The organism is Flavobacterium phycosphaerae, assembly GCF_010119235.1.
GTDB classification, from domain to species: domain Bacteria; phylum Bacteroidota; class Bacteroidia; order Flavobacteriales; family Flavobacteriaceae; genus Flavobacterium; species Flavobacterium phycosphaerae.
Genome location: NZ_JAAATZ010000001.1, coordinates 73,605 through 90,000 on the forward strand (window position 1 = coordinate 73,605; position 16,396 = coordinate 90,000).

Annotated in this window: 13 protein-coding genes, 1 tRNA gene and 1 rRNA gene (1 of these 15 running past the window's edge); 8 read left to right on the top strand and 7 right to left on the bottom strand. The window is 37.0% G+C overall.

All coding sequences use genetic code 11. The features are described 5' to 3' along the window. Window positions 1–78: 78 nt before the first annotated feature. The 5 genes from GUU89_RS00310 to GUU89_RS00330 all read right to left on the bottom strand — a co-directional run bounded on the left by GUU89_RS00310 (window position 79) and on the right by GUU89_RS00330 (window position 5,023). On the bottom strand, window positions 79–2,421 hold the full coding sequence (locus tag GUU89_RS00310) for a hypothetical protein (RefSeq protein ID WP_162126085.1): 2,343 nt from the start codon (window positions 2,419–2,421) through the stop codon (window positions 79–81). Between the two features lie 182 nt (window positions 2,422–2,603). Beyond that, window positions 2,604–2,679, bottom strand: a tRNA-His gene (locus GUU89_RS00315). An 87-nt stretch (window positions 2,680–2,766) separates the two neighbouring features. Continuing rightward, a complete protein-coding gene (gene bshB1 / locus GUU89_RS00320) occupies window positions 2,767–3,483 on the bottom strand; it encodes a bacillithiol biosynthesis deacetylase BshB1 (RefSeq protein WP_162126086.1) in 717 nt (238 codons plus the stop codon). A gap of 50 nt (window positions 3,484–3,533) precedes the next feature. Continuing rightward, entirely contained in the window at window positions 3,534–4,601 is a 1,068-nt protein-coding gene (locus GUU89_RS00325; RefSeq protein ID WP_162126087.1) for a chorismate-binding protein, read from the bottom strand. After that, window positions 4,601–5,023, bottom strand: coding sequence for a PaaI family thioesterase (locus GUU89_RS00330; RefSeq protein ID WP_162126088.1), 423 nt, complete (start codon window positions 5,021–5,023; stop codon window positions 4,601–4,603). The genes GUU89_RS00325 and GUU89_RS00330 overlap by 1 nt, the downstream gene beginning before the upstream one ends. 176 nt (window positions 5,024–5,199) lie before the next feature. Between GUU89_RS00330 and GUU89_RS00335 the strand changes: the two genes are divergently transcribed. From GUU89_RS00335 to GUU89_RS00355, 5 genes are all read left to right on the top strand, one after another. Then, on the top strand, window positions 5,200–6,744 hold the full coding sequence (locus GUU89_RS00335) for a hypothetical protein (RefSeq protein WP_162126089.1): 1,545 nt from the start codon (window positions 5,200–5,202) through the stop codon (window positions 6,742–6,744). Between the two features lie 75 nt (window positions 6,745–6,819). Beyond that, the gene (gene purL, locus GUU89_RS00340; protein WP_162126090.1) at window positions 6,820–10,497 is read left to right on the top strand and encodes a phosphoribosylformylglycinamidine synthase; all 3,678 of its coding nucleotides are present in this window, start codon (window positions 6,820–6,822) and stop codon (window positions 10,495–10,497) included. 59 nt (window positions 10,498–10,556) lie between these two features. Next, window positions 10,557–11,348 (top strand): DUF3667 domain-containing protein, encoded by a 792-nt coding sequence (locus GUU89_RS00345; protein ID WP_162126091.1) that lies wholly within the window; start codon window positions 10,557–10,559, stop codon window positions 11,346–11,348. 10 nt (window positions 11,349–11,358) lie between these two features. Then, window positions 11,359–12,123: a DUF3667 domain-containing protein gene (locus GUU89_RS00350; protein ID WP_162126092.1), complete on the top strand. Its 765-nt coding sequence runs from the start codon at window positions 11,359–11,361 to the stop codon at window positions 12,121–12,123. Between the two features lie 7 nt (window positions 12,124–12,130). Continuing rightward, entirely contained in the window at window positions 12,131–12,904 is a 774-nt protein-coding gene (locus GUU89_RS00355) for a DUF3667 domain-containing protein (RefSeq protein ID WP_162126093.1), read from the top strand. 109 nt (window positions 12,905–13,013) lie between these two features. On the opposite strand, the gene GUU89_RS00360 is transcribed toward GUU89_RS00355, so the two are convergent. Further along, entirely contained in the window at window positions 13,014–13,661 is a 648-nt protein-coding gene (locus tag GUU89_RS00360) for a porin family protein (protein WP_162126094.1), read from the bottom strand. Between the two features lie 285 nt (window positions 13,662–13,946). Between GUU89_RS00360 and GUU89_RS00365 the strand changes: the two genes are divergently transcribed. The 3 genes from GUU89_RS00365 (at window position 13,947) to GUU89_RS00375 (ending at window position 15,858) form a co-directional block, all read left to right on the top strand. Next, window positions 13,947–14,486 (top strand): carboxymuconolactone decarboxylase family protein, encoded by a 540-nt coding sequence (locus tag GUU89_RS00365; protein ID WP_162126095.1) that lies wholly within the window; start codon window positions 13,947–13,949, stop codon window positions 14,484–14,486. 68 nt (window positions 14,487–14,554) lie between these two features. Further along, on the top strand, window positions 14,555–14,968 hold the full coding sequence (locus GUU89_RS00370; protein ID WP_162126096.1) for a nuclear transport factor 2 family protein: 414 nt from the start codon (window positions 14,555–14,557) through the stop codon (window positions 14,966–14,968). Then, entirely contained in the window at window positions 14,965–15,858 is an 894-nt protein-coding gene (locus tag GUU89_RS00375) for a helix-turn-helix domain-containing protein (RefSeq protein WP_162126097.1), read from the top strand. The genes GUU89_RS00370 and GUU89_RS00375 overlap by 4 nt, the downstream gene beginning before the upstream one ends. Window positions 15,859–16,326: 468 nt before the next feature. On the opposite strand, the gene rrf is transcribed toward GUU89_RS00375, so the two are convergent. Beyond that, window positions 16,327–16,396 (bottom strand): 5S ribosomal RNA (rrf, locus tag GUU89_RS00380) (it continues 40 nt past the right edge of the window).

A 16,396-nucleotide genomic window follows, 5' to 3' on the forward strand; every position in this document is an offset into this window, starting at 1 on the left:
ACCGAACCTTTTTTATGGCTTGTCGAGTGGGCTGCAGGGGTCATTGTGGCTGACATTTCAGCTTAATATAATAAAAAACTAACTAATCAAATCGTCTTTTCTTGATTTATCTTTAGAAGTGTTTTCAGAAGAAATCAGTTTATTAAATTCTTCATACATTTTTTGCATATTACCTTCCTGTAGTCCGAAACCTAAAATTTCAAGAATATTATTCTCAAGTTCTTTTGTTTCAAACGCATTGATTAAATCTTTAAAATGATAATCAGAATCAGCAGTGTAGTGATTCTTTATTTGTATTAAAACCTTAATCAAAGTACTTTCTGCTTCGTCTGTGAAGTCATCATGTTGAACACTTTCTGACTCTTGCGTTTGAGAGTTAAGATGAGCCAATTTCTTAATAATATGAAGTTCAGATAAGTCTTCTTTGTTAAAAAAGGATGAAATAACATCTATAAAACTAGATTTTCTACCAGATAAATTAAAATTAGTTTCAGTCAAAGCTATAATATTAGAATTTATCGATTCTGGTTTCAAATTAAAATTCATTACCGATAAACGATCAACTAATTTCATTGGAGAATAAATATACCAAAATGAAGCTCCATTTAATGGCTCACTTAAAATTGTCTTTCTAATCGATTGAAAAGTAGTATCCCATGTTACTAAATATGGTTCATCAATATGACCATTTTCATTGATATGGTAATCCGGATTAGAGAGATATAAAATTGTTCTTACATCATTTGAAATTGCACTCAAAGAACGAAACTTTGCAGAAATAGCAAGCTCCATTTCGTAGTCTTTTTTTATCTTTTGAAAATTAGAGTATGGTTCATGTCTAATTACTTTAAACTCTAAAAAAGTTAATATTTCTAAAATCTTTTTTTGAATATTTTGTTGGAGCTTTGCTGGGCTAAAAGATTCTAGTTCGATTTGTTCAATATCAACCAAATCAGAAATAAAGTCTAAAAGTGAAACATCTGAACTCAGCTGTTTATTTTCAGAAAGCTCAACATAAGCGTTATAAAAAACATTTTTTGATGTCCCTAATTGATGAATATATGGCAATTCTAAAAACCTTTTCAGCTTAATTGCATCAATCATATGGTTGGACACTTCATCTATATAGTCGACAGAAGTATATAATTCTAATTTGTTTTTATATTGCTTTAATGTATCAAATAAAGTTCTTACAGACTTTAATGCTATATCTTTAAAATTGTATTTATTAACAGATATTACACATAAAAGCCTAATCAAAATTTGTGTATCAAAGAAAATTTTCTGCTGACGTGAATTAATGTATTTTTCTAACTTATCAGAATTAAATAAATTGGTAAACAAATAAACAGCAGATAATTTATTCAAAAAATTATTCTGTGAACAAATTTCTAATAAACATCTTGACAATTCTTGAACTGATTCTTGAGAAACATTGTTTTTAGTAAAAAAACTATTTAAATCATCGAAAGATTTTCTTAAAGAATTTGAATAAGAACTGGTACTTTCTGTAACTTCAATAATATCAATATTATAATTTTCTTGATATATTTTGTACAAAAAGGTCAGTAATTCATCTAAATCAACTTCAATATTTTTTTCTCTAAGAAAGTTTTCAATTTCTAAAATTAAAATAGTCTCTTGACTACTAACATCATTATATAGTTTTGAAATTTCATCATATTTCTCTTTACTAAGTTTATGCTTTTTAGTTTCTTTATTTGCAATGACATACTGCTTTAGTCTTAAATAATTTAACTCTTGTTCAAAATATGATTTTTCTAATGAATTATTTAATAGAGGGTTAATATTCTCGTAAATTTCATCAGAACTTGATTCAGGGTTTGTAAATAAAAATGAATAAATAAATGAACTTATGAAATTCTTCTTTATTTCAACGGTATCGCTATTATGTGTTAATACATCAAAAACAACTTTTGAACCATTGTCGACTAATGTTGTGTGACCTGAATTTATATCATGCATTTTATAAATTAAAGCAACCAAATGGTCATCTTTCTCAATTTCTTCACCAAAGAAATTACCGTCATAAATTCTCAAAGTAATACCATAATCAATTTCAGCCTCAGTTTCAAGTTCATTCTTTTTATCTTTAGAAACATTTTGATTAATATAAAAATCTAATTTTGATTGATAGTTAAACTTCGCAACATTATCACGCGATTTCTCTAAATCTTTTTTTAATTTATTTTCAAAGTTTATCTTTTGAACAGTAACTTGTATATTATGCTTTATATCCTTGTTATCTCTGTAAATTTCTAAATCATTTCCACCATCCCAAGGACCGTCAACAATACGAACATCTTTTGTTTTATACTTTTGCATAGTATAAACTTTGACAAGCTCTCTAAAATCTTCTTCTGGAAGAGTAGTTACTAAATTGTTTAATATTTTTGACATTACATCATGTATTTAAGAAGTCATTCAAAGATAGTAATAATACAAAAGTTATTTCTGAATAACATTAAAGGTTTTTTAAACAAAAAAATGAAGCTGAGGAGGTTTCTTTTTTTACTTTAATCAATTAAAGATCATACAAATAAAGAAACAAAAAACGGGAATTTCTTTCGAAATCCCCGTTTGGGTGAAAGACGGGTCTCGAACCCGCGACCTTCGGAACCACAATCCGACGCTCTAACCAACTGAGCTACAATCACCATTTGTTTGCTTCAAGAAAACCAAGGTCTCTTTTGCGAGTGCAAATATAGTGTAAAAGTTATCTTTTGCAAAGATTTTTTTCTTTTTTTAAATCAAATCGCCTAAGCTCTTGACAGCCACGTATCTCTCTACTGTAAAGCCTTCGGCATATTCAACTCCTACCAATCTTCCGAAGTCCTGGGTACGGTAATGAATACTGTCCAAGAAATTTTTTGTAGCAATCGGCGTTATAGGCTCTTTAGAATTTTCAGAATAAAACTGAGAAGCATAAGCCAAAATAGATTCTTTCTTTTTATCAATAAAGGCTGAAATGTCCACCACAAAATCGGGTTCAATGTTTTTCCATTGCAGGTAATGATACACCACTTTAGGACGCCAAGCTTCTTGCTGTTGGCCTTCAAACTCCGTTTCTATACGTCGTAAACCGGATAAAAAACAAGCATCAGAGACTAATTTACTGCCTTTACCATGGTCAATATGACGATCGTCAATAGCATTACACAATACTATATCCGGACGGTATTTACGAATCATCTTAATGATTTCCATTTGGTGGGCTTCATCATTCACAAAAAAACCATCGCGCATGTTCAGGTTCTCTCGAATGGAAACGCCTAAAATTTCTGCCGCTAAACGAGCTTCCGAATCTCTAATCTCTGCAGAGCCGCGAGTTCCCAGTTCGCCACGGGTTAAGTCAATTATCCCAACTTTTTTACCCAGCGAAATTTCTTTAGCAATCGTTCCGCTACAACCTAATTCAACATCATCGGGATGTGCCCCGAAAGCAAGTATATCCAGTTTCATAAATTATTCTTTATCGGTTACAAAAATAGTTTAAATAAAAAACCATCATTTTAAAAATCCAATACTTTTTTCATGGTCATCGACTTATTGACCGATTCCGTAAACTCGTCCTCGGGCACACTGTCTTTAGTAATACCACAGCCCATAAAGAGTTCGGCCGTATCGCCCACAATTTTCATGCACCGCAAATTGACAAACAAATCAGATTGTTGGGTTCTGAAAGTGGCTAAATCAATATTAAATTCGCCCAAAAACCCTGAATAGTATTCGCGGTTATAGCCTTCGTTTTGCAGTATGAACTCTTTCGCAGCGGCTTTCGGCAAACCGCAAACTGCCGAGGTTGGATGCAGAGCCTCAATAATCGTTGAAAATGTTTTTTTGGATTTGGCTTTGGCCAATATATCGGTTTTAATGTGCCAAATGTTACCCGCCTGCACTGAATAAGGACTGGAAAAAGTGAGTTCGCTTACCAAATGCTGCAAACCTTCCAAAATAAAATCGGTCACCAATTGTTGCTCTGTTTTTTCTTTTTCGTGCCAAACGATTTTTTCCCCGTTAGCGGCAACCTGCGTTCCGGCTAAAGCTACAGTTTGAATATTTTTATCCTTTATTTTTAAAAACTGTTCGGGGGTTGCTCCCATCCACATTCCTATTTTGGGATGAAAAAAACAATATTGAAACGCCGTTGGATAATGCTGTGTTAACTTTCTGAAAACCATTTCTATATCGAAAGCCGTAAGCTTGACAACCTCTTTACGAGACAATACTACTTTTTGAAATTCATTGGTTTCAATGGCTTCTACTCCTTTTTTAACCAAAGTTTCATAAGCGGTCTTGGCATTTTCATCCGGGCTATCGGAATTACCATTTTGAAAATGATAATTAGAATTATAAATCTTTTCCACCATCACATCGGAATGCTTTTGAGGAATATAAGGAATAGCCTCGCCATCGAAAGGCGCAAAAACAAAACCGGTTTCCTGAAAATTCTCCAAAAAATAAAGATGGTCATTTTTTTGAAAAAGCCCTACCATTCGGTCCGAATTGGGTTTGCAAAACAAAGCAAAGGGCAATTGTTGCTCTTGATGAATTTTGACTTTTAAAAACAAATCCGTCATTAGCGTCGGGGTAAAATCATGTTGGTTAATTTACAAAGCGAAATGATTTTGTCATTTTCATCAGTAATCTTAATTTCCCACAAATGCAGGCTTCTTCCCTGATGAATAATTTTGGCGGTACAATAAACCATACCTTCTCTTTTACTTCTCAAATGATTGGCTGAGATTTCAATGCCGCGAGCTTCTTGTTTTTCCGGATTGATGAACAGCATTGAAGCTGCGCTGCCAACACTTTCGGCTAAAGCTACCGAAGCCCCTCCGTGTAAAAGCCCCATGGGTTGATGCACTCTGGGATTAACGGGCATTTTAGCGGTTAGAAAATCTTCACCGGCATCGATGTATTCTATTTCCAACGTTTGCATTAAGGTGTTTTTACTCCAATCGTTGCAAAGTTGGAGCATTTTGTCTTTATCAAAGGGCATAGTTTTTTTTTGTAAAAATACTACTTATTTGACTTTGATAAAACAATTTACTATTCCTTCTGTCGGTATTCATACTAAAATCATTTTTCTTGCGTTAAGAATATAGCCGATTTTCAAAGCCACACATTTCGAAATTTTCAAATTAATACTTACTTTTACCAAAATTCAAGATACCAATGCGTAAACTTATTATCCTTTTTTTTGTTGGTTTAGCCATTACTGTAAGCTCTTGTCGTCAGGACTTTGTATTTGAACCCAGCACCGGAGATTTAACTTTTTCAAAAGACACCGTTTATTTAGATACTGTTTTTAACACCATCGGTTCAAGCACTTATACGTTAAAAGTATACAATCACAGTGATAAGGATATTAAAATTCCGCTTATTCAACTCGGCAAAGGACAAGATTCTAAATACCGTATGACGGTGGATGGTATGACCGGAGACAACAACCGGGTTTTTCATAATGTAGAATTATTAGCCAAAGACAGCTTGTTTATTTTTATTGAAATTACCAATAATGTTCCCGACGTTAATCCAACACAATTCCTTTATACCGACCAAATTCAGTTTGATACCGGAGCTAATTTCCAGAAAGTGGAGTTGGTTACTTTAATTCAGGATGCCTATTTTCTCTATCCGAAAAAATTTGATGACGGTACTACAGAAACCTTACCTATCGGTGATGATGAAATTTATGGTTTTTACTTAGATGAAAACGATCCTATTAACGGTAACGAATATGTTTGGGGCAATGACAAACCATATGTCGTCTACGGTTATGCCGCTGTGCCCGGTGGTAAAACGCTGAACGTGATGCCCGGCGCCAGGATACATTTTCATGCTGATTCCGGACTGATTGTTGGAAATGGTGCTACCTTAAAAGTAAATGGGGATTATTCAACTACTGACGCTTTAGAAAAAGAAGTCATTTTTGAGGGAGACCGACTGGAACCTGATTTTTCCGATGTACCGGGACAATGGGGCACCATTTGGCTGACCGATGGCAGTACCAACAATGAAATCAACCATTTGACTATTAAAAATTCCACCGTAGGTTTATTGATTGACCATAACGATGGTAATTATATGACCATAAAAAACACCCAGATTTATGATTCTTCCCTTAGGGGAATATATGCCAAAACGGCCAAAATCAAAGGAGAAAACATTGTAATCAATACCGCAGGACAATATGCTTTATCTTGTTCGCTAGGAGGTTCGTATGAATTCAAGCATTGTACTTTCAATAATAATTGGTCAAGCTCAAATCAATTGGCAGTACTGATTGATAATTATTATAAAGACGAAAACAACCAGCAGGTGGCATTCGATTTAGAGCAAGCCGATTTTTATAATTGCATCATTTTCGGTTCCAATCAAATAGAAATGCTGATGCTGAAAAGTACGGTCAGTCCTGAAACCAATTGGACAGCGCCACTATTTAGCAAGTGTCAGATAAAATTCAACAACACCAACAGTGCCTATGCCAACGATGCCAATTATACCTTTTTGAATGATGCCACCAATATCATCAAAAACGGGAAACCTGATTTTCAGAATCTTTACAAGAATAAAATGATGATTGGCGATGACTCAGCCGGTAATGGCTTTGGTGCCGATGTAGGGGTTTCTACTGACTTAATCAACACAGCAAGAGTGTCACCTAACATTGATTTAGGGGCTTATCAGCATATTACTTTTCCGGCGCCAACGGATTAATTTTTGAAAAAGGGATTTTTGGTTTCGTTTTTTTAGTCTAAATTTGCACCAACAACTACAACTAAAAATAACACAATGATTCATTTCTTCGGAAACGAAAGTTCCTCCTATTTTGCCGTACAGTCGCAAAACGAACTTTCAGCAGAAACCATCTCAAAATTAAACTGGCTTTTTGGCAACGCAAATAAAATAGAAAAATCCGTCCTGACGGATTTTTTTATTGGCCCTCGTGCCGCCATGGTAACCCCCTGGAGTACCAATGCCGTTGAAATCACCCAAAACATGGGCATTGAAGGCATAATCAGAATAGAAGAATTTCAAAAAGTTTCGGCTGACTTTACCGATTTTGACCCTATGCTTTCGCAAAAGTATACCGAATTACATCAGGACATTTACACTATCCGTATCCAACCGGAACCGATACTGGAAATTGAAGACATTGCCGCTTACAACCAACAGCAAGGTTTGGCACTCAGCGCAGAGGAAGTCGATTATTTAAACAGTGTTGCTGCAAAAATTGGTCGAAAACTAACCGATTCAGAAGTGTTTGGTTTCTCTCAAGTTAACTCAGAACACTGCCGTCACAAAATATTCAACGGAACGTTTGTGATTGACGGTGAAGAAAAACCAACCTCGCTTTTCAAACTCATCAAGAAAACATCCGCCGAAAATCCAAACGATATTGTTTCGGCGTATAAAGATAATGTAGCCTTCATCAAAGGTCCGAGAGTAACCCAATTCGCACCCAAAAGTGCCGACAAACCTGATTTTTACGAAACCAAAGAATTTGATTCGGTAATTTCCCTAAAAGCGGAAACTCACAATTTCCCTACTACGGTAGAGCCTTTTAATGGGGCGGCAACCGGGTCAGGTGGTGAAATTCGAGACAGACTTGCGGGCGGACAAGGTTCATTGCCTCTTGCCGGAACTGCCGTATACATGACAGCCTATTCTCGTTTGACTAAAAACAGAAACTGGGAAAACGGTATGACCAAGCGCAAATGGCTGTACCAAACACCGATGGATATTTTAATCAAAGCCTCAAATGGGGCTTCCGATTTCGGAAATAAATTTGGCCAACCTCTAATTACCGGCTCCATTCTTACCTTTGAACACCAAGAACAATCAGAATTTGAGGATGAACCCAATACTAATAGAAAGCTAGGTTACGACAAAGTCATCATGCAAGCCGGTGGCATTGGTTACGGAAAACTTGACCAATCCATCAAAAAGAAACCCGCAACCGGAGATAAAATCGTTATCCTTGGTGGTGAAAATTATAGAATTGGAATGGGAGGCGCTGCGGTTTCTTCAGCCGATACCGGTGCATTTGGTTCCGGAATAGAACTAAACGCCATCCAACGATCCAACCCCGAAATGCAAAAAAGAGCCGCCAATGCCATTCGCGGTATGGTGGAAAGCGATACCAATCCGATTGTTTCCATACACGACCACGGCGCGGGCGGGCATTTGAACTGTCTTTCCGAGTTGGTAGAAGAAACCGGCGGTTTGATTGATTTGGACAAATTACCTGTGGGTGACCCTACCCTTTCGGCCAAAGAAATCATTGGTAACGAATCGCAGGAAAGAATGGGATTGGTCATTGGTCAAAAAGATATTACAACTTTACAACGAATAGCCGAAAGAGAACGTTCACCTATGTATCAGGTGGGTGAAGTAACCAATAACAACCGTTTCACTTTTGAAAGTCAAACCACCGGCGCCAAACCAATGGATTTCGCCCTGGAAGATATGTTCGGCAGTTCGCCTAAAACCATTATGGCGGATAAAACCATTGATACAAATTATGCTGATTTAGAGTATTCCGCTATATACCTCCAAGACTATTTAAGAGAGGTTCTAAAACTGGAAGCCGTAGCCTGCAAAGACTGGTTGACCAATAAAGTCGACCGCTGTGTGGGCGGAAGAGTCGCTAAGCAACAATGTGCCGGACCGCTACAATTACCACTAAACAATGTGGGGGTTATGGCGTTGGATTATAACGGAAAAGAAGGTATTGCTACGTCTATCGGACATGCTCCTATTTCCGCTTTAATTGACCCGAAAGCCGGTAGCCGAAATGCGATTGCCGAAGCTTTATCCAATATTGTTTTTGCTCCGTTAAAAAAAAATCTGAAAAGTGTTTCGCTTTCAGCCAACTGGATGTGGGCTTGCAAAAATGAAGGCGAAGATGCCCGTTTATACGAAGCCGTTCAGGCTTGTTCTGATTTTGCAATTGAATTAGGCATCAACATTCCGACCGGAAAAGATTCCCTTTCGATGAAGCAAAAATACCCGAATGAGGAAGTGATTGCTCCGGGAACGGTAATTATATCCGCAGCCGGAAATTGTTCCAATATTACTAAAGTGGTCGAACCGGTGCTACAGAAAAACGGCGGTTCCATTTATTATATCAATCTTTCGCAAGACGATTATAAATTGGGTGGTAGTTCGTTTGCCCAAGTGTTGAATAAAATCGGAAAGGACACGCCAACGATTAAAGATGCTGCTTTCTTTAAAAAAGCATTCAATGCTGTTCAGGATTTAATCAAAGATCGACAAATCCTGGCCGGGCACGATATCGGTAGCGGTGGTTTAATAACTACCCTATTGGAGATGTGCTTTGCTGACAATCATTTGGGAGCTACAATTGATTTCTCTTCATTGGTTGAAAAAGATTTAGTGAAGATTTTATTTGCGGAAAACATTGGACTGGTGCTTCAGGCTAAAGACGATACAACATTTGAAAAAGCATTAGCCGGTATCGAGTATTTCAAAATTGGTAAAGTTGTCCATTCAGCAACATTGAGTGTTCAGGATGTAGTACTTGACATCCCGGCGTTACGAGACGATTGGTTTGAAACTTCTTTCTTATTAGATCAAAAACAAACCAAAAACGACAAAGCTCGAGAGCGTTTTAACAATTACAGTCATCAAGCACTACAGTATCAATTCCCTAACCATTTTACCGGTATAAAACCAATTATTGACCATAGTCAACTGCGTCCGAAAGCTGCCATCATTCGTGAAAAAGGTAGTAATTCCGAGCGTGAAATGGCCAATGCCATGTACTTGGCCGGTTTTGATGTCAAAGACGTACACATGACCGATTTGATTTCGGGACGTGAAACCTTAGAAGACATTCAATTTATTGGTGCCGTTGGTGGTTTCTCCAATTCGGATGTTTTAGGTTCAGCCAAAGGTTGGGCCGGTGCTTTCAAATACAACGAAAAAGCCAACCAAGCCTTAAAGAATTTCTTCCTGAGAGAAGATACGTTATCGGTCGGAATCTGCAACGGATGCCAATTGTTTATGGAACTGGAATTGGTAAATCCGGAACACGAAGTGCATGGCAAAATGCATCACAACGACAGTCACAAACACGAAAGTATCTTCACTTCGGTACAAGTACAGGAAAACCATTCGGTCATGCTGAAAACCTTAGCCGGAACTACACTTGGCGTATGGGTATCGCATGGTGAAGGCAAGTTCAAATTGCCTTATGAAGAACATCACTATAACATCGTGGCCAAATATGCCTACGAAGGTTATCCTGCTAATCCCAATGGTTCTGATTACAACACAGCCATGCTTTGCGATAAATCCGGAAGACATTTAGTCATGATGCCGCACATTGAGCGTTCCACTTTCCCTTGGAACTGGGCGCATTATCCGGACAGAGGACAAAAAGACGAAGTATCCCCGTGGATAGAAGCCTTTGTCAATGCGAGAGAATGGATTGAAAAACAATAAAAATTAAAAAAGCACTTTCTAACCAAAGTGCTTTTTTGTATCATTGTAAAAAGATTTTTATGAGCCATTCCAAGACTTGCCTGAATTGTGAAAGACCTACTATCGAAAATTTTTGCTCTTTTTGCGGACAAAAAACGGATACCCATAAAATTACCTTTAAACACTTCTTTTTTCATGATATCATACATGGTGTATGGCATTTTGAAAAAGGGATTTGGTTTACCTTAAAAGCAGCACTCTTCAGACCCGGAAAAGCCGCATTAGACTACATAAGTGGTAAAAGAATCCGCTATTACAATGTCTTTTATTTAATCTTGTTACTCATTGGATTGAATATTTTCATAAATCACATACAAGATCAATTATCACATTATTATTTTAATATAAATCCGGAACCCGAAACCGATACTGCCGGAAAAAAAGTTGATGATTTTTTAAGTAATAATTCAAAACTTATTCTGTTTTCATTTATTCCGCTATTCGCCATCAATAGTTTTATGCTTTTCAGGAGAAAGAAATTGAATTTTAGTGAGCATTTTATCATTTCCGGAATGATGTTTTTAGGGATAATGACTATTGTGACCCTCACTTCCTTATTTTATTTTACCGATTATATGAACTATACGGACTTCATTTCGCCTATGTTCAATATCATCACTCCTGCCTTGATTTTAATTTACCTAATCATAAATTATTACAAAACTTTTGCCGAGACCTATACTATATTTCAGAATAGTATTCGTGTCTTTTCATTTATTACACTGCTCTTGCTGGAAGTCGCCCTTTTAATTATACTAATGATTGGTTATTTCACCCATTGGGAATACAACCTTCAAGTAATTTATCACTAACAAAATTCGTATGAGCCATTCGCCTAATTGTTTAAATTGTGAAGTCCAGATAACAGGAAAATTCTGTTCCAATTGCGGACAAAAAACAGACACCCATAGAATCACCTTCAAACATTTCATTTTTCACGATATTCTTCATGGCGTTTGGCATTTTGAAAAAGGGATTTTATTTACCTTAAAGGAAGCTATGCTTCGTCCGGGAAAAGCGGCTTTAGATTACATCGAAGGAAAAAGAATCCGCTATTACAATGTTTTTTATCTAATCTTGTTACTGATTGGATTAGGCATTTTTATTGAAAACGTTTATATCAATTCGTTACACAAATACCATTCCTTTATCCCTGATGATCAATCAGATGAAGTCAACAATCCGGTTTATGATTTTTTAGGTAAATATGTAAAATTCTTTTTAGCATTAGCCATTCCTGCCTTTTCCTTAAACAGTTTTATTTTATTCAATAAAAAGAAGCTATTTTATAGTGAACACTTAATCATTTTTGGAATGATGTATTTGGGAATTATTATGATTACACTTGTTGGTAATCTGATGTATTTCTTTGAATTTATTGAACCCGTTGCTTTTCTATCCTATTTTGCAGATTTGATAATGCCTTTTTTATTAATTATCTATTTAGCCTTTGGATTTTATGGAGCCTTTGGTAATGACTACAAAAAATGGAATTTTGCTTTACGGTTATTTATTTATCTTACACTGATTATTGTAGAGTTAAAGTTATTAGGTTTTATTTTAAAAACAATTTTACTAAATCAATAACTGTCATATGAGCCATAACAACAATTGTTTAAACTGTAATACCTCGCTTGTTGATGCCTTTTGTCCTCATTGTGGTCAAAAAGCGGACACACACCAAATCACTTTTAAACATTTTATTTTTCATGACATCCTGCACGGAGTATGGCATTTTGAAAAGGGAATTTTATTTACTTTAAAAGAAGCACTCTTCAGACCCAGTCAGGCAGCATTAGATTACATAAGCGGAAAAAGAATACGATATTACAATGTCTTTTATCTTTCTCTTTTGGTTATCGGATTAAACATCCTACTTATTCATTTTTATAACGAATTCAAAGTAGAAAACAACATAACCGTAGGAAGAAACAATACCCCCAACGTAACCAAATTCTTTGCCGACAACGTAAAAATCATACTCTTCAGCATTGTCCCCCTATTGGCGCTAAATGCTTACATGCTGTTCAAGAGGTTACGACTCAATCTAGCGGAACATTTCATATTGGCTGGCATTTGTCTGCTCGGAATTTTAATTGTTGCCTTGTTTTTCAATCTGACAAACTTTCTAAACGAAAGAGAATTTGGCAATTTCTTCGGAATTTTAGAGCTCCTTTTCTTCTTCATCCTGCTCTTTTATCCCCTTTGGCCTTACTACAATGCCATAAAAAACCACTACACTTTCCTTGGAGCGCTTTGGCGAGTACTGGTATTTCAATTGATAATTTTTATAGAAGTTTCAATACTAATAGCTGTGATAATTATATATCTCACTAATGGAAAAGGAGATTTTTACATAAGTCTATAACTATCCTTAAATATCCCAATTAAAATATTCTTGCGCAATAAAATTGGTAAACAGAGAAATAAAAAAAACTCCTGAAATTCAGGAGTTTTTTATTGAATGCGCAATTTTTCTAAAAGCGGTAACCAATAGTAGCTTGGTACCACATGTTTTTATAACGCGGTGTAGTCGACGTGCCATCACCATTATTATTCTTCACATCCCATCCGGCCCTTACGCCTATTACTAAATGGTCTACATTAAAATCGGCACCACCGGTTAAACAAAAGGTGTTTTTACGAATATTATCATTACTGAATTCATCCTCTTGTGTTGATGAAATAGTACCTCCTTTAAAATCGTCCTTCTGTTTTAACAAATAAGAAAATTGAGGTCCGAATAAAAGCGACACATTTTCCACCGGTTTAAAAGAAATCAAAAGCGGTACGTCTATATAATCCGTAGTTCGAGTCATTTCATAAGAATTCCCTAAAAAAGTCCCCGTTGATTTAAATCCTTTTTGCGAAAACAACACTTCCGGTTGTACTCCAAAATACTTACCTATAGGGATAGCTATAAACCCTCCGGCAGCAAAGCCAAATTTTGAATTGGCCACAAAGTCTTCGCCTTCCGAGTCATAAACGTTAGATAAATTAACTCCCCCTTTTATCCCTATAAACATCTTGTCACGGTTATCCACCGTTGTCGTTGGGTCGGTCTGCGCTACAGTGCTCGTGACTGTCAGCACCATCATTGCCATGATTAAAATTACTCTTTTCATAGTTATCAGTGTTAAGTTATATACCTATTTTCCTTGCTCTCATAAAGCAATACCGTAAATTTCGATATAAACTAAGATCTTATTCTTACATAACTATGAGTATGATTTATATAATTATGGCGTGTCCCTACGGGCCAGGCTGTCCGCACTACATGGTAGTTTGCTCCCATCCCTCACGCAAAGAAAAAATTGTCCATTACAAAGCGTAAATCGTCCATTTTTTGACAAAACAAAACAGCCCAACTTTGTACCGTCAATAAGACATAACTTTAAAACACAAAAAAAATGACACGTTTACAAGCTTTAAACCCGGAAACCACTACAGGAAAAACCAAAGAATTATTCAACGCTGTACAAAGCAAACTAGGTATTGTGCCCAACATGATGCGTACCATGGGAAATTCAGATGCCGTACTCGAAGGCTATCTTAATTTAAGTGGCGCTTTGTCCAAAGGGAAATTAAACAACCGCACCGGAGAACTGATTGCTTTAGCTGTGGCAGAAAGCAACAATTGTTTGTATTGTACAGCGGCCCATACGTTTATCGGAGAAAACTTATTAAAAACTGACTTGTCCGTTTTAGAAGCGGCCCGTTCCGGTGAATCAGCAGACAGCAAAACAAAAGCCATTTTAAAATTGGCTAAAACCTTGGTCTCAAAAAATGGCCAGGTAAATGATGAGGATGTAACTACTGCTAAAAATGCCGGAATCACTGACGGAGAAATTGCCGAAGTGGTGGCTCACGTGGCATTGAATATTTTGACCAACTACTTCAACAATACAGCAAACACGGAAGTTGATTTTCCGGCCGTAGCAACTTTATAAGCCTTAGTAAAACCAATCAAGGGCAGTTACGAACACCTCCTAACTGCCTTTTTTAGTACATTTGATTTATGGAACCACAAAGACATCCGCTTCCTCCGTTTACTATGGAGACAGCATTACAAAAAGTGCAAGCTGCCGAAGAGGCTTGGAATACCAAAGACCCTGAAAAAGTAGCCCTAGCCTACACCGTCGATACCGAATGGCGCAACCGCACCGAATTTATCAATGGCCGAGAAGCCGTCAAACAATTCCTTACCCAAAAGTGGAAAAAAGAACTCGGCTACAAACTCAAAAAGGAACTTTGGGGATTTAGAGAAAACCGCATGGCCGTTCGTTTTGAATACGAATGGCACGATGCCGCCGGACAATGGTACCGAAGTTACGGCAATGAACTCTGGGAATTTGATGCCAACGGCTATATGCAAAAACGGTTTGCCAGCATCAACGATTTGGAAATAGAAGAAAAAGACAGAAGATTATGAGCGCTACGCAAGCCCTGACCCTAACCAATCCTCAAAACGGAAACCTTGCCTTTAAGGTTTTCAGTTTTGAAGATAACAATCATTTTGACCATCTGCAGCGCAATAATTATTATTCTCTCATTTGGGTAACCAAAGGAACAGGAAAAATAAAAGCTGATTTTTCAGAGTATCACTTCGACGAAAATGTATTGTTGGCCTTTTCGCCTTACCAGCCTTTTATGATATGTGCTGCCGAACCGCTTGAGGGAATAGCCATTCATTTTCATCCTGATTTTTATTGCATCCACATGCATCAAAAAGAAGTGTCTTGTAACGGGGTTTTGTTTAACAACATCTACCAGCCTCCCTACACTCATATCGATGAGACAGCCTCAGCAACCTTTGATTTAATTATAACCCAAATCAAAAACGAGATGCAGCGACAAGAATTGGCTCAGTACGAATTGTTGGTTTCCTATCTTAAAGTCATTCTGATAACGGCTTCCCGACTTAAAACAGAGCAATTACAAGAGCAAACTTCCGCAATGCCTAATACCAAAGAACCTATCATTTTGCAAAATCTGAAAGAAGCTATAGAAGAACATTTTAAAACCAAGCATTCTCCCAGCCATTATGCCGAACACTTGAACATTTCAGCAAAGGCATTGGCCAAGCTCACCAAAACCCATTTCAACAAAACACTGACCGATTTAATTGCAGAACGCATTATCATTGAGGCCAAAAGGGAATTATACCTGACCAACAAAGCCGTTAAAGAAATTGCCTATGAGTTGGGCTATGATGACGAACATTACTTCAGTCGTTTTTTCAAAACCAACGCCGATGTTTCTCCACAATTGTACCGAGAAACAGTAGGTTTTGCCAAACAAACTCCGCTTACCGGAATATAATTTATTTTTTGGGCGTGTCCCTTTATCCTGAAAAGGATTTCAGGATAAAGGGCCGGGCTGTCCGGGCTACACGGTAGCCTCTCCCATCCCTCACGCGATAGCTTACATAGCAAAATACCGTCACTTCCCAACCCAAAAGCATCCTATTTTTAACCCCTAAAGAGGCCAAATTCACAAACCCCTGAGCTTTTTACAAATTCGTCCTGATGACTTTTACAACTGATCAGGACGAGTTGACCAACTCTTCAGGACGAGTTCAAAAAGTCATCAGGACGAATTGACGAAACTTTTCGCAAAACAAAAACCTATGATATATAGAGGAGGAATCCCAGTGGGCATCTGATACGCGAGCTTCACCTCGCCAATACTACTCACATAAAAATCCCGTAGGGATGTTAGTTTGGTAACAACGGGTTTCAACCCGTTGCAAAACAAAAAAGCCCTTCACAAAAGTGAAGGGCTTTCTAAAAAAGGCAGCGACATACTCTCCCACATAACTGCAGTACCATCTGCGCAGTCGGGCTTAACTTCTCTGTTC

Coding starts and splice junctions, on each gene's coding strand:
- GUU89_RS00355 (WP_162126093.1), top strand. CDS start 12,131: ATGAGCCATAACAACAATTGTTTAAACTGTAATACCTCGCTTGTTGAT.
- bshB1 (WP_162126086.1), bottom strand. CDS start 3,483: ATGAAACTGGATATACTTGCTTTCGGGGCACATCCCGATGATGTTGAA.
- GUU89_RS00345 (WP_162126091.1), top strand. CDS start 10,557: ATGAGCCATTCCAAGACTTGCCTGAATTGTGAAAGACCTACTATCGAA.
- GUU89_RS00370 (WP_162126096.1), top strand. CDS start 14,555: ATGGAACCACAAAGACATCCGCTTCCTCCGTTTACTATGGAGACAGCA.
- GUU89_RS00325 (WP_162126087.1), bottom strand. CDS start 4,601: ATGACGGATTTGTTTTTAAAAGTCAAAATTCATCAAGAGCAACAATTG.
- GUU89_RS00365 (WP_162126095.1), top strand. CDS start 13,947: ATGACACGTTTACAAGCTTTAAACCCGGAAACCACTACAGGAAAAACC.
- GUU89_RS00330 (WP_162126088.1), bottom strand. CDS start 5,023: ATGCCCTTTGATAAAGACAAAATGCTCCAACTTTGCAACGATTGGAGT.
- GUU89_RS00335 (WP_162126089.1), top strand. CDS start 5,200: ATGCGTAAACTTATTATCCTTTTTTTTGTTGGTTTAGCCATTACTGTA.
- GUU89_RS00360 (WP_162126094.1), bottom strand. CDS start 13,661: ATGAAAAGAGTAATTTTAATCATGGCAATGATGGTGCTGACAGTCACG.
- GUU89_RS00350 (WP_162126092.1), top strand. CDS start 11,359: ATGAGCCATTCGCCTAATTGTTTAAATTGTGAAGTCCAGATAACAGGA.
- GUU89_RS00310 (WP_162126085.1), bottom strand. CDS start 2,421: ATGTCAAAAATATTAAACAATTTAGTAACTACTCTTCCAGAAGAAGAT.
- purL (WP_162126090.1), top strand. CDS start 6,820: ATGATTCATTTCTTCGGAAACGAAAGTTCCTCCTATTTTGCCGTACAG.
- GUU89_RS00375 (WP_162126097.1), top strand. CDS start 14,965: ATGAGCGCTACGCAAGCCCTGACCCTAACCAATCCTCAAAACGGAAAC.